A 13,462-nucleotide genomic window follows, 5' to 3' on the forward strand; every position below is an offset into this window, starting at 1 on the left:
CGTGGCCGCACCTAACGCGGTCGAGCTGACCGCTGACGCGGCGTGGTGTGTGGCGGAAAGCATTGGTGCAGGCTCGTTTCCGTGGGTGCTGGCGATCACGCCTGCGGTGGCCGACCAGCGTGAGGCGCCAGCGATCCTGGCCCGGCTACGCACCGAGCTGACTCGCGCACGGGTGATGTCCGAGGACGGCACGGTGGAACCCGCGGTGGCCCGCTGGACGCGTACGGTCTGCGCGCCGGACCGGTGGCTCGAGCTTCGCTACGTTCGGGGCGCCGGCACCGAGATGCTGCGCGGCCTGGTGGCCCGTCGCGGAGAGCGCACCGTGGTGGCGCTGCGCAGTGGGGAGCTCGTCACTCTCACCGAGCTCGACATCAGTGATCCGTCAGCGCTTGCCGTAGTCGTTACGGCCGGGTTGGCCGGTCGCTCACCGGCGCGGTTCGGGGAGTTCACCCTGCCAACCCGGGCTGGGCTCCGCGCCGACGAAAAGTTGCGGGCCGGAGCCGATCTCGATCGGGTTCTCGAACACCTGGGCATACCGGGCTCCGCGGTTCCGGTCGTGCGATCGGTGTTCACCGGGCCGCGCAGTTACGTCGAGATCCGCGCGGGTTCCGCCCACGACGGTGTGCACAGCCTCAGCGACGTCGGCGTGGGCATCGTCGACAGTGAGGCCGGCCGCGTGCTGGTGAACCCGGAACGCGCAGCCGACGGGGAGTGGCTGTCGACCTTCTCGCCGGGCACCCCGTTCGCGATCGCGCTGGCCCTCGACCGGCTCACCGACACGCTGGCGGATGGGCGCTGGTTCCCGTCCGTCGCGCTGACGCGCGACTTCACAATGAATTGACAAGAGAGAGAACAACAATGACCGAAACCCCGGTGCTGCCGATCGTGCGGGTCGCCGTTCTGGCGTATGGCCGGATCACCGACGTGGCGCTGCCCGCGGAGTTGCCGCTACGCGAGATCCTGCCCGCCGTGAAGCGGTTGGTGCCGCCGGACTCCGAGGACGAGACCGCGAGCCCCACCCCGATGACCCTCGCCCCGATCGGCGGGCCGCCGTTCAGCGTCGACGCGAGCCTGGACACCGTCGGCGTGGTGGACGGTGATCTGCTTGCACTGCAGCCTGTTCCGGCCGGACCGGCCGCGACCGGCGTGGTGGAGGACGTCGCCGACGCCGCCGTCATCTTCTCGGCCGCCCGTACCCGGCCGTGGGGACCGCACCGCCTGCAGGTGGGCGCGCGACTGGCCGCCGCGGTGTTCATCGTGGCACTGTCCGCGGTTGCGATCACCCACCGCGCCGTGACCGCCTCGGTGATCGGTCTGTACGCGGTCGCCGCGCTGGCGGTACTCACCGCGGTCACCGGACTGGTGTTGCGGACCAGGTCCGCCCGGCTCGCCACCCAGGTGTCGGCGGCGGCCTTGCTGCCCATCGCGTCGGCCTTCTGGCTCGCCGTGCCGGGACTGTGGGGATCCCCGCACGTGATGCTCGCCGCGGCCGGGGTGGCCGCGTGGTCGTTGATCGTGTTGACCCAGACCGAGGACGGCGTCGGGTTGTTCACCGCCACAGCCGTTGTCGGCGTCGGTGCGTTGCTGGTGGCCGGTGCCGCTGCGCTGTGGCAACTCCCCGCCCGGACCGTGGGGTGTGCCCTGATCCTGGTTGCCCTGCTGCTCACCGTGTCGGCCCCCGCGCTTGCGGCGATGTGGGCCCGGTTCCCGCTGCCGGTGATCCCGGCCCCCGGTGATCCGACGCCGTCGAGCCCCGCGGCACGGCTGCTGGCCGATCTGCCGCGCCGGGTCCGGGTCGGCGAGGCGCACCAGACCGGTGTTATCGCGGGCAGCGTGGTGCTGTCCAGCGCCGGGTCGCTGATCGTGGCCGGGCGCACCGAAGGTCCCGGGATCTGGGGCTGGTATCTGGTGGCGGCTGCCGCAGCCGCGGCTGTGCTGCGCGCCAGGGTGTGGGACACCGCGGCGTGCAAGGGCTGGCTGCTCGCTCAGCCGTTCCTGGTGACCGCGGGACTGCTGGTCGCCTTCGCCGCCGAGCACCGCTTCGTCCCCGCGCTGTGGGCGCTCGTGGTGCTCGGAGCGCTCACCGCGGTGTGGGTGATCGTGGCCGTCAATCCGGATACAGCCTCCGCGGACCGCTATTCGCTACCGGTGCGGCGACTGGTGGGTTTCCTCGCCGCCGGCGTGGACGCATCGCTGATCCCGGTGATGGCCTATCTCGTAGGCCTCTTCACATGGGTTCTCGATCGATGATGCGCGCCGCCGCGGTTGCCGCGGTGGTACTGCTGGTCGCGGCCCCGGCGGCCGGCGCCGTGAACCCACCCGTCGCCGACCCCGGGGCGCAACCGCCGGCCGGGACCGCTGGACCGACCGCCGGGATGTCCCAGCGGTCCGAATGCGTGACGACCGGGCTGCGTCCCGGCAGCGATCCAGCCGGTGTGAGCCCCAATCAGAAGATGCTCGATCTCGCAGGAGCGCAGAAGTATTCGCGCGGCGAGGGTCAGACCGTCGCCGTCATCGACACCGGTGTCCGGCCGGGCCCGCGGCTACCGAATGTGGTCGGTGGCGGTGACTACCTCTCCTCGGGCGACGGGCTGACGGATTGTGACGGCCACGGAACGCTGGTGGCCGGGATCATCGGAGGACAACCCGGACCCGACGGATTCAGCGGAGTCGCACCGGGCGCGCGGTTGCTGTCCATACGGCAGGCCTCGCCGCGGTTCTCGCCCAGCGCCGGGGGAAGGGACCCGGCCTCGGTCCAGGCGAACGTGGAGATCGAAACCCTGGCCCGCGCGGTCGTTCATGCCGCCGACCTCGGCGCCACCGTCATCAACATCTCCACCACCACCTGCCTGACGCCCGACAAGCTCGGCGATCAACAGACTTTGGGCGCCGCGCTGCGCTACGCCGCGATCGACAAAGACGCCGTCATCGTCGCCGCCGCGGGCAACGCCGGGGCCTCCATGGATGGCACGCCGGGCACCCAGTGCGCGTCGAATCCGCCGGGCGACTCGGCCAACACCGGGGACCCGCGCAACTGGGCGGGCGTCAGTTCCGTATCGGTCCCGTCGTGGTGGCAGCCCTACGTCCTGTCGGTTGCGGCGCTCACCGCGGACGGACAGCCGACCGACTTCACCATGGCCGGCCCGTGGGTGGGCGTCGCCGCACCGGGGGAGAACGTCGTCTCGCTGAGCAACGATGCCGGGGGCGGGCTGGCCAACGGCATGCCCGACGGGCGCGGCGGGATGTCGCCGCTGAACGGAACAAGTTTCGCCGCTGCCTACGTCGCCGGGGCCGCCGCCCTGGTCCGTAGCCGCAACCCGGGGATGCGCTCTGACGAGGTGGTCCGGCGGTTGACGGCCACCGCGCACAACGCGGCGCAGGCACCGTCCAATCTGGTCGGTGCCGGAGCGCTGGATCCGGTCGGCGCCCTCACCTGGACCGTCAGCCCGGCCAGTGACATGGCACCGGCCACCAAACGCGTTGCGGCGCCGACACCGCCATCGCCGGTCGATCACACCCCGCGCACGGTGGCCTTCATCGGAACGGCCGTGCTCGCGGCTGCCGTCATCATGGTCGCGGTCGTCACCCGCAGACGCAAGGAAGAACGAGAATGACTGAAATCAAGGGACCGGGCGCCGGTCGGCTCACTGTTGTCGGGTTGGCGATCGTCACCGCGGTGCTGGCATACCCCTGGCGGTCGACCACCGATCGGTGGGCGCTGGGTACCGCGGTTGCCGTGATGCTGGTGTCGCTGATCTGGTGGCGCGGTCACTTCATGACGACAATCCTGTGGCGTCGCCTGCGAGTTCTGCTGAACCGCAGTCCGATTGAGGGCGCGTCGGCCGACCTCCGCGGGGCGGGCACTGACGCGGTCACGACTGCTCTGTTGCGGGTGGACAGCCGAGAGGGTGAACTACCCCTCGGCGTACTCACCGGCTACCTCGACCGCTATGGGTTGGTGTGCGACGCCGTTCGGGTCACCACCCGCACGGGTCCCGACGCGGCCACGACGTGGATCGGTCTGACATTCAGTGGCGCACGCAATCTGGCGGCGCTGCAAGGCCGATCGGCGGCGATACCGCTGCATCAGACCGCCGAGAACGCGGCTCGGCGGCTGGCCGGCCATCTATATGAAAGCGGTTGGACCGCAACGCTCGTCGATGCGGATGATGTGCCCGCCCTCGCCGCGACGGATGCCCGCGAGCGGTGGCGATCGGTCACCGACGCGCGCGGCTACCTCACGACCTACACGGTCGCCGATCCCCGGACGGCGCTGGGCGGGGTGAGTGCTGCCGGGGCGCAAGAGGTCTGGACGGTGGTGGAGATCGCCGGGCCCTCGCGGCGCACCGATCTCAAGGCCGGCGTTGCGATTCGAACCGACGGTCCGCCTTCCACATCATCTCCTTTGCCGGGGCTGGTGGCTATCTCCGGACGACAGGCCCGCGCTCTGGCTGCACTGCACCCGTTGTCCGGCGTGCGACTCGTCTGAGGAAAGGAGCGCCAATGGCGAACGAGACGGCGTCCCGCGGCTGGCAGGGCACCATTCTGAAATTGTTCGGCGCCGCCGATTACGAACTGACGGTGACAGGGCGGGAACAGCTGAGCGATCACTACCTGCGACTGAACTTCGATGCGGGCGGACTTCTGACCGCGCGGGACGTGCATCCGACGATGTGGATCCGGATGTGGTTCCCGGACGGCGCGAAACTGCACCAGCGGGGATACACCCTGGCCAACCCCGACGTGGCCGCCGACCGTTTCGACGTCGAGTTCGCGTTGCACGACGGGATCGCCTCGCGGTGGGCGTGTGCGGCTCAGCCTGGCGACACGATCGGCGCCACAGTGCTCGGCAGCAGCTTCACGTTGCCCGAGCCGGCGCCGGCCGGCTACGTGATCGTCGGTGACACAGCGTCGTTGCCTGCGATCAACTCGCTGCTGGAATCCATCGGCGATGCTCCCGCGCGGGTGTTCCTCGCGGCCGGCCACGACGACGACAAAGAGTTGCCGGTGGTTCGCGACGCCGGGGTCGACTGGATCGACCGCACCGAATCGGGCGAGGGGCTGGTCGACGCCGTGAGCGAGGCCGCGTACGACGCGGGCGATCACTTCGGCTGGGTCGCGTGCGACAACCGGACAACCCGGGCCGTCGCCAAGGTCCTCCGCGAGCAATACCGGATCCCGCGCACCTCGATCAAGGCACAGGCGTACTGGGCGCAAGGGGCTTGACCGAGCGGCGGCTGCCCGCCCACATGGCGGCCGCGACCGCTGCGATCAGAACCGCCCCGACGCCGAAGGTGCCCAGGTCGAACGACACCGCCGCAGGGCTGCCCGCTTGAGCGCGCGCCGAGCCGCGCAGGAACGGAACCACGGTCAGAACACAGATCGCCACCAGGGCTTCGGCGAAGACCACCGCGGGAAAGTGTTGGGCGGCAAGGTGAAACAGACCGCGAGTATCGCCGTCGGATTGCAGCGCACGGATGCGCGGCAATAGCACCCGTACGTTGTAGGCACCGGCGCACAACAGCACCACCACCAGAACGAGCTTGACCGCGAGCGCACGCCCGTAGGCGGTGGTGAGCAATTGGCCCGGCGTTCCGACGTGGGTCCACGCCAGCCAGGAGCCGCTGACCACCAGCGCGCCGACGGCGATCATCGCCACCAAACTGAACCGTTCCCAGATCTGTGCCCAGTCCGCCGCCACGCCCTCGTCGCCGCGGGTCATGTTGCGCCGTACTGCAATTCCGGTCGCGCCCAAGACCACCAGTCCGCCCACCCAGGTGGTCGCACCGAGAACATGCACCGCCGTCAGCACATTCGACACCACGCGGCTCAGATTGGCGAACGTCACCGGGATTTCGGGGATCACCGCCGCGACCGCCGCGACAACCGCGACACCGAGCGGCAGCGTCCGCGACTGACTCCATCGCATCGCCACCAAACCGCAGGCGGCCAGCATCAGCGCAAACAGCGGGGCGAGCGTCATCACGCTGAGGTGCGCGGCGGCACGGAATTGCAGCACGACGCCGAGCAGCACGACAATCGCGGCCGGAACGGCCAGGCTGCGAACCTGCCGTGCGATGAGACCACCCCGCGACTCGGGTATGGCCAAAGCGCCTACGGTCAGCCCCATTCCGAGCGGGATCGACAAGCTCAGGTAGTAGACCACCTGGGTGACAACGTCGAGGGCGGCCGGAGCCGGTGGGGTGGGGCCAGGCACGTGAGACGTCCTATCGTCAGAGCTGCTATCGACGTACACGATAGAGTTCGCGGCTTTGTTCACCCTGTGCGCGCACTGTGCGTGGCATCTGGCGCTCAGGGCCGGCCTTGGCGACCCGAATATCCTTCCCAGGGACTGTAATCCGCGATCAGCTCCTCCTGCTCAGGTCGCTGAGCCTCGGGAACGTGTTCGAGGTTGATCCGGATGCGGTACCAGATGGAGCTCGGCCCCCGCATTCCGTCCACCAGGATGTCGGTGGGCTGCAGCAGCGTGGCGGCCTCGGAGTGGCGGGCCCGCCAGACATCCAACGCCGCCATCGCCTCGTCGCGGGTCTTGGTGCGGGCCACCTCGATCAGCGGCTTGTTGCCTTTCGGCGGCTTCTCGGCCGGGCCGAGTTCCTCGGCCAGCACCAGCAGCGGGTCCAGTGAACCGACGGCGTCGTCCATCGACTCCCAGGGATCACCGCGTTCGGCGAAGCGGGCGGGCACGGTCAGGATCGTGAAGTCCTCGGCGCGGCAGCCGGGCACCTCGTCCCACGTCAACGGCGTCGACACCCGCGCGTCCGGGGTGGCCCGCACCGAATAGGCCGAGGCGACGGTCCGGTCCTTGGCGTTCTGATTGAAATCGACGAAGACTCGTTGGCCGCGGTCTTCTTTCCACCACTGGCTGGTTGCCAGGTCGGGCGCTCGGCGCTGCACCTCGCGGGCGACGGTCTCCGCTGCCAGCCGCACCTGCTTGAACGGCCAGTGCGGTGCGATCCGGGCGTAGATGTGGAATCCGCGCGATCCCGACGTCTTGGGCCAGGCCGTCAGCCCGTGGTCCTCGAGCACCTCGCGCGCCACCTGGGCCACATCCAGGATCTGCGGCCAGTCGACCCCCGGCATCGGATCGAGGTCGATACGCAGCTCGTCGGGATGGTCGAGGTCGCCCGAGCGGACCGGGTGCGGATTGAGATCGACGCAGCCGAGGTTGATCGCCCACGCCAGCCCGGCGGGTTCGCGGAGCACCGCCTCCTTCGCCGACGTGCCCCGGGCGTAGCGCAGCTCGGCCACCTCGATCCAGTCCGGGCGCTTCTCCGGGGCACGCTTCTGGAAGATCGCTTCCTCGGTGATTCCTTTGACGAACCGCTTGAGGATCATCGGCCGGTCGGCGACACCGCGCAGCGCACCGTCGGCCACGGCGAGGTAGTAGCTGACGAGGTCGGCCTTGGTGACCGCAGCCCGTTCACCGACCGCGGGGAAGACCACTTTGTCGGGATGACTGATGGTGACCTGGCGGCCGGCAATCGTCATGGAGTCGGCCATGACGCCATGGTAATTAGGCTGCTCGTTCCGTCTTGACTGCGACGTGCGTCACCTAGGGTTGGAGGCATGTCCAGTCTTTTCGATCTCCCCGCGCAGGCACTGGCCAAGGCTCAGCGATTGGCCGACCGTGGCTCGGCTGAGCTGCACTACCTGGCCAAGATGATCGAGTCGGGCGCGTTCCGCCTCGAGCCGCCCCAGAATCTCATCGGGATGGTGGCCGACATCCGCCGTTGGGGTGAGATCGGGATGGTTCCGGCGCTCAACGCCCGCCGCACACCCAACAAGGCGGCGATCGTCGACGACGAAGGGTCGATGACCTTCAAAGAACTCGACGACGCCGCCAACGCCGTCGCCAACGCGTTGCTGGCCAAAGGCGTCAGAGGTGGCGACGGGGTGGCCATCCTGGCCCGGAACCACCGCTGGTTCGTGATCGCGAACTACGGCGCCGCGCGCGTCGGCGCCAGGACGATCATGCTCAACACGGAATTCTCCGGGCCGCAGATCAGAGACGTGTCCGAGCGTGAGGGCGCCAAGCTGATCATCTACGACGATGAATACTCCGAGGCCGTCAAGCTCGCCGAGCCGCCGCTGGGCAAGCTGCGGGCGCTGGGGACGAACCCTGATGCCGACGGTCCGTCGGGCAGCACCGACGAAACCCTGGCCGACGTCATCAAGCGCAGCAGCAGCGCACCCGCGCCGAAGGCCACCAAGCGGTCGTCGATCATCATCCTCACCAGCGGCACCACCGGCACTCCGAAGGGAGCCACCAGGAACACCCCGCCGACGCTGGCGCCGATCGGCGGGATTCTGTCCGCCGTGCCGTTCCGTGCAGGCGAGGTCACGTCGCTGCCGTCGCCGATGTTCCATGCCCTGGGGTACCTGCACGCCACCATTGCGCTGACCCTGGGCTCGACGCTGGTGCTGCACCGAAAGTTCAAGCCGGCCAACGTGTTGGAGGATGTGCCGAAGCACAAGGTGACCGCGATCGTGGTGGTCCCGGTGATGCTCGCGCGGATGCTCGATGCGCTCGAGAAGATGGAGACCAAGCCGGACCTGTCATCGCTGCGGATCGTGTTCGTCTCCGGCTCTCAGCTCGGCGCGGAACTGGCCACCCGGGCGCTGAAGGACATCGGTCCGGTGATCTACAACATGTACGGTTCAACGGAAGTCGCGTTCGCGACCATCGCCGGGCCCAAGGATTTGCAGATGAACCCGGCCACGGTCGGACCCGTCGTCACGGGCGTCACCGTCAAGATCCTCGACGACAACGGCAACGAGCTACCGCAGGGCGAGGTCGGGCGGATCTTCGTCGGCAACAGCTTCCCGTTCGAGGGCTACACCGGTGGCGGTCACAAGCAGATCATCGACGGTTTGATGTCGTCGGGTGACGTCGGCTATTTCGACCACAACGGCCTGCTGTTCGTCATCGGCCGCGACGACGAGATGATCGTCTCCGGCGGTGAGAACGTCTTCCCGGCCGAGGTCGAAGACCTCATCAGCGGCCACCCCGACATCGTCGAGGCGACCGCGCTCGGCGTCGACGACCCCGATTGGGGTGCTCGGCTTCGCGCATTCGTCGTGCTGCGCGAAGAAGCCGAGCTCACCGAGGACGCCATCAAGAACTATGTGCGCGAACACCTTGCGCGCTACAAGGTTCCGCGCGAGGTGGTGTTCCTCGCCGAGCTGCCGCGCAACCCCACCGGCAAGATCCTCAAGCGGGAGCTGCGCGACATCGAGGTGCAGTAGCGGGTAGATCCGAGACAAAACCCGCTACGTGTTTCATTTGTAAGGCATAGTCCCCACGCTGTTGCAGGTTGCCTGTGATCTGTGCTACACCAAAGATCCTGAGTGATACACCGCACAGCGGAGGCGACATGCACCACGCGGCCCGGCCCGTCCGAGGTGTCGACGGCGGCTCGCCGCCGCGAACGAGCCACGCCAAGTACGTCGGCCGGGTAGGTGCACTTGCCGTGTTCCTCGGTGTCGGCGCGGCGATCGCCATGCCGGCCGCGCATGCCGACACCGGAGGATCGGCGCCCTCGTCGGGCTCGTCGTCGCACTCGACGAGCGCCAAGAAGTCCGGTAGCTCCTCGGGTCAGCGCGCTCAGGGCATGTCGGCTCGCGTCGCCGTCTCGTCAGCGTCATCCACGGTGACCGCGGTGCACCGCACCGTCGGTTCGGTGGACCGCGGCAGCCCGACCGGCACTCCAGCCGCGTCGCCCGCGGACTTGGCCGCGGTGGCCTATCTGCGCCGCAGGCCCGCGTTGTCGCAGCAGAACGCCGCTGCCACCAGTGCGGTCACCGTGACCAACGAGGTCAGCCCGCTGGGCACCCAACAACAGATCTCCCGCGAACAGCTCGCTATGGAGGCGGTCAACACGCTTCCGGTGAAGCTGATGAAAATCATTCTGCGCCAGGGATTTCTGGCTGCAGCTGAGAAACAGTTCGCCCTCGTCGGCGGCCCCGACGCGGCAAACCTCGCCGCGCTGGACAACGCGGTCAACGAGTATGCGCTCGCCTCGGCATTCTCCGAGCAGATCCTCAACCCGATGACCCCCGCAGTCGTCACCCAGGTTGCGCCCCCGCACAACTGGTACGGCGTGAACGTCGGTGGCTCGCGCCTGCTCTACGACAACCCCGACACCATCTACCGGTTCATCGCGGTCAACAAGACGTCGGAGTACGTGATCACCGGGCGCTTCTACGACGACATCCCTGCCGACACTACTTTCAGCGTTTTGGAAGGGAGCTCGGGTAAGACGTCGAAGATCCTGAGCCTCAAGGACATCGACGTCAGTGCCGACGGCTCGTTCGTGATCACCGTCAGCGGTGATCCTGCCGCGCCAGGGGAGAAGAACCATCTGCAGTTGACCTCGAGCTCCACCCTCGTTGCGGTACGGAACACGCTGGGGGACTGGAACGCCGAAGAACCGATGGACCTGGCGGTACACAAGGTGAGCGGGCCACCGAACAGCCTCTTCGCCCAGCTGGGCGGCTTCTTGTTCTTCGGCAGGGTGGTCAACGATAATCCGCTGCTGGCCAAGTTGGTGTCCCTGGTGCCGCCGTTGCCGATCGCGGACGCGCCGATCGTGCGCGGCACGCTGACCGCATTGCTGATGGTGATCCGTGGCGCCAACCAGGAAGCCAGGTACATGGCGTTGGCCACCACCGACGCGCAGACCGGGATGCTGCGGCAACCCAATACGATGACGCAACCGGCCAGCAACGCCGAGTTCCTGGCCAATCAGCTGCAGAGCAACGGCTACTTTCAACTCTCCGACGACGAGGCTCTCGTCCTGACGATCGATCCCGGTAACGCCAAATTCGTCAGCGTTCCGGTCTACAACGACTGGACGATCACTGGCGATTACTGGAACCAGCCGACCAGCCTCAACTCCGAACAAGCCGTCCGGAACGACGACGGTACCTACACGGTAGTGATCTCACCTACCGATCCTCTTGTCGCGAACTGGATTTCGACCGGTGGGCTCAACCAGGGCATCATTTCGATGCGGTTCCAGAACCTGGACACCGCCGACCCGGCCCAACCCAGTGTCCAAGCCGAGGTCGTCAAGCTCGACGCGCTCACCCACGACACGAACGGCACGGCCCTGATCACATCGGCGGAGCGGGCCGAACAGCTCGCCCTGCGCAAGGCCGGCTTCGACAAGCGCTGGGCGCCCTACCCGCAGTCCTGACGTCCAGGATTACGGGTCGCGGGGCAGGCCCAGCAGGCGCTCGGCGATGATGTTGAGTTGCACCTCGGAGGTGCCACCGTAGATCGTCGTCGATCGGCTGCCCAGCAGATACTCCGCCCACTTGCCTTGCAGCTCACCGCGATCGCCGATGGCGCCGTCGATGCCGAACGACGACACCGCGAACTCGGCGTACCCCTGCCCGGTGCGCATCGACAGCAGCTTCGAGATCGCGGCCGACGGCATCGCGTCGCCACCGGCGAGGGTCAGCAGCGTCGAGCGCAGGTTCAGCAGCTTGGCCGCGTGCCCCTCGGCGATCAGTTCGCCGGCTCGGTGATGGCCGATCTGGTCGAAGTGACCGTCGCTGACGAACTGCACAAACCCGTCGAGGTTGGCCAGGAATCCGGGCTCACTGCTTCCGATCGAAACCCGTTCGGCGGTCAGGGTGTTGCGGCTGACCTCCCACCCGCGGTCCACCTCGCCGAGGACCAGCTCGTCGGGGACGAACACGTCGTCGATGAACACCGTGTTGAACATGGCGTGACCGGTGAGCTCACGCAGCGGCTTGACCTCGACGCCCTCGGCCTTCATGTCCAAAAGGAAATAGGTGATGCCATTGTGTTTCGGCGCGCTCGGGTTGGTCCGCGCCAGCAGTGCACCCCACTGGGCGTACTGGGCGCCGGTGGTCCAGATCTTCTGCCCGGTGATCCGCCAGCCGCCGTCGACCTTGGTGGCTTTGGTGGTCAGGCTGGCCAGATCGGAGCCGGCGCCCGGCTCGGAAAACAGTTGGCACCAGATCATCTCGCCACGGAACGTCGGCGGCAGGAAGCGCTGTTTCTGTTCCTCGGTGCCGAACGCCACGATGGACGGGATCAGCCAGGCCGCGATGCCCATCTGCGGTCGCTTCACCTGCCCGGCGGTGAACTCCTGGGCGATGATGATCTGCTCGATCGGCTTGGCGGCCCGGCCCCACGGCTTCGGGAGGTGCGGCTGCACCCAGCCGGCCTCGGCGATCGCGGTCTTGCGCTCCTCTCGCGGAATCGCTTTCAGGGCGGCCACTTCCGCGCGGATCTCATCGCGGAGCTTCTCGGTCTCGGGGTCGAGGTCGATGTTGATGGCCCGCATGCCGGTGCTGGTCGCGGTGTCGAAGACCTTCTGCTGGTATTCGCTCGCGCGGCCGAACGCGGCGACCAGACCCAGCGTGCGGCGGTAGTAGACGTTGGTGTCGTGCTCCCAGGTGAAGCCGATGCCACCGTGCACCTGGATGCAGTCCTGGGTGCAGTGCTGTGCGGCGGAAGGCGCCAGGCTGGCTGCCACCGCGGTGGCGAACTCGTATGCCGTTTGCTCGTTGTCCCAGGACTTTTCGGCAGCCTCGTCCAATGCGCGCGCGGCATCCCAGACCGCGGCGGTGGCTCGCTCGGTGGTGGCGATCATCTCGGCGCACTTGTGCTTGATGGCCTGGAACTGGCCGATCGGGCGGCCGAACTGCTCGCGGATCTTCGCGTACGCCGCGGCGGTGTCGGTGGCCCAGCGGGCGATGCCGACCGCCTCGGCCGACAGCAGAGTGGTCAGGATCGCGCGGCCGGCCGCCTGCGAAAGGTTGGACAGCACGCGGTCGGCACCGACTTCGGCGGCGTTGGCCCGGACATGCGCCACCGGACGCAACAGGTCCACCGAGGTGACCGGCTCGATCTCGAGTTGGTCGGCATCGAGGATCACCCATTCCACGCCGCTCTCGATCGCGACCGGCAGCACCAGAACGGCGGCCTGCGCGGCAGCGGGCACCGAGCGGGCCTCACCGCGAATGACCAGCGAGTCGTCTTGGCGGGTGGCGGTCAGGCCCGACTCCAGCGCGCAGGTGGCGATGAGGTCGCCGGAGGCCAGCTTGCTCAGCAGCTCGGTCTCGGGATCGTGGGCGGAGATCAGCGCACTGGCTATTGCCGAGGTGACGAACGGCCCGGGCACGGCGCCGTAGCCGAACTCGGCGATCACGATCGCGAGCTCCAGCAGGCCGAAGCCCTGACCGTCGACCGACTCCGCCAGGTGCAGGCCGTGCAAGCCCTGCTCAGCGGCCGCATTCCAGTACGGCGGCGGGTTGGGGATCGGCGTCTCCAGTGCCTCATGCAGGACCTCGGACGGCGCAACCCGTGCGACGAGGGACTTCACCGAGTCGGCGAGGTCGTTGTGCTCCTGGGTGATGGCGATGGGCATGTTGGGTGCCTTCCCTATTAACCGGTGGGTTGGGA

Annotated in this window: 10 protein-coding genes; 7 read left to right on the forward strand and 3 right to left on the reverse strand. The window is 68.1% G+C overall.

Annotated features, from left to right (window positions below):
- Position 1: 1 nt before the first annotated feature.
- From D3H54_RS02120 to D3H54_RS02140, 5 genes are read left to right on the forward strand one after another with little or no spacing between them, the layout of a single operon-like run.
- Positions 2-841 (forward strand): ESX secretion-associated protein EspG, encoded by an 840-nt coding sequence (locus D3H54_RS02120; protein ID WP_149377649.1) that lies wholly within the window; start codon positions 2-4, stop codon positions 839-841.
- A gap of 17 nt (positions 842-858) precedes the next feature.
- Positions 859-2,250 (forward strand): type VII secretion integral membrane protein EccD, encoded by a 1,392-nt coding sequence (gene eccD / locus D3H54_RS02125; RefSeq protein ID WP_149377650.1) that lies wholly within the window; start codon positions 859-861, stop codon positions 2,248-2,250.
- A complete protein-coding gene (gene mycP, locus D3H54_RS02130) occupies positions 2,247-3,614 on the forward strand; it encodes a type VII secretion-associated serine protease mycosin (protein ID WP_149383296.1) in 1,368 nt (455 codons plus the stop codon). The genes eccD and mycP overlap by 4 nt, the downstream gene beginning before the upstream one ends.
- Positions 3,611-4,489, forward strand: coding sequence for a type VII secretion protein EccE (eccE, locus tag D3H54_RS02135; protein ID WP_149377651.1), 879 nt, complete (start codon positions 3,611-3,613; stop codon positions 4,487-4,489). Before mycP ends, eccE begins: the two co-directional genes overlap by 4 nt.
- A gap of 14 nt (positions 4,490-4,503) precedes the next feature.
- Positions 4,504-5,226: a siderophore-interacting protein gene (locus D3H54_RS02140; protein ID WP_149377652.1), complete on the forward strand. Its 723-nt coding sequence runs from the start codon at positions 4,504-4,506 to the stop codon at positions 5,224-5,226.
- On the opposite strand, the gene D3H54_RS02145 is transcribed toward D3H54_RS02140, so the two are convergent.
- Entirely contained in the window at positions 5,192-6,217 is a 1,026-nt protein-coding gene (locus D3H54_RS02145; RefSeq protein ID WP_149377653.1) for a CopD family protein, read from the reverse strand. The genes D3H54_RS02140 and D3H54_RS02145 overlap by 35 nt on opposite strands.
- A gap of 95 nt (positions 6,218-6,312) precedes the next feature.
- Positions 6,313-7,521 (reverse strand): DNA polymerase domain-containing protein, encoded by a 1,209-nt coding sequence (locus tag D3H54_RS02150; RefSeq protein ID WP_149377654.1) that lies wholly within the window; start codon positions 7,519-7,521, stop codon positions 6,313-6,315.
- Positions 7,522-7,587: 66 nt separating this feature from the next.
- On the opposite strand from D3H54_RS02150, the gene fadD2 reads away from it, so the two are divergent.
- Positions 7,588-9,267, forward strand: coding sequence for a long-chain-fatty-acid--CoA ligase FadD2 (fadD2, locus tag D3H54_RS02155; RefSeq protein WP_149377655.1), 1,680 nt, complete (start codon positions 7,588-7,590; stop codon positions 9,265-9,267).
- A gap of 128 nt (positions 9,268-9,395) precedes the next feature.
- Entirely contained in the window at positions 9,396-11,219 is a 1,824-nt protein-coding gene (locus D3H54_RS02160) for a DUF1214 domain-containing protein (protein ID WP_149377656.1), read from the forward strand.
- A 9-nt stretch (positions 11,220-11,228) separates the two neighbouring features.
- Here D3H54_RS02160 and D3H54_RS02165 read toward each other — a convergent pair whose 3' ends face one another.
- The gene (locus tag D3H54_RS02165) at positions 11,229-13,427 is read right to left on the reverse strand and encodes an acyl-CoA dehydrogenase family protein (protein WP_149377657.1); all 2,199 of its coding nucleotides are present in this window, start codon (positions 13,425-13,427) and stop codon (positions 11,229-11,231) included.
- Positions 13,428-13,462 lie beyond the last annotated feature (35 nt).

Origin of the sequence: Mycobacterium sp. ELW1 (assembly GCF_008329905.1) — a bacterium.
In the GTDB taxonomy this organism is placed as follows: Bacteria; Actinomycetota; Actinomycetes; order Mycobacteriales; family Mycobacteriaceae; genus Mycobacterium.

Bases quoted from the DNA above. Each gene is read 5' to 3' on its own strand.
- eccD (WP_149377650.1), top strand. From the start codon at position 859: ATGACCGAAACCCCGGTGCTGCCGATCGTGCGGGTCGCCGTTCTGGCG.
- mycP (WP_149383296.1), top strand. From the start codon at position 2,247: ATGATGCGCGCCGCCGCGGTTGCCGCGGTGGTACTGCTGGTCGCGGCC.
- eccE (WP_149377651.1), top strand. From the start codon at position 3,611: ATGACTGAAATCAAGGGACCGGGCGCCGGTCGGCTCACTGTTGTCGGG.
- D3H54_RS02140 (WP_149377652.1), top strand. From the start codon at position 4,504: ATGGCGAACGAGACGGCGTCCCGCGGCTGGCAGGGCACCATTCTGAAA.
- D3H54_RS02150 (WP_149377654.1), bottom strand. From the start codon at position 7,521: ATGGCCGACTCCATGACGATTGCCGGCCGCCAGGTCACCATCAGTCAT.
- fadD2 (WP_149377655.1), top strand. From the start codon at position 7,588: ATGTCCAGTCTTTTCGATCTCCCCGCGCAGGCACTGGCCAAGGCTCAG.
- D3H54_RS02160 (WP_149377656.1), top strand. From the start codon at position 9,396: ATGCACCACGCGGCCCGGCCCGTCCGAGGTGTCGACGGCGGCTCGCCG.
- D3H54_RS02165 (WP_149377657.1), bottom strand. From the start codon at position 13,427: ATGCCCATCGCCATCACCCAGGAGCACAACGACCTCGCCGACTCGGTG.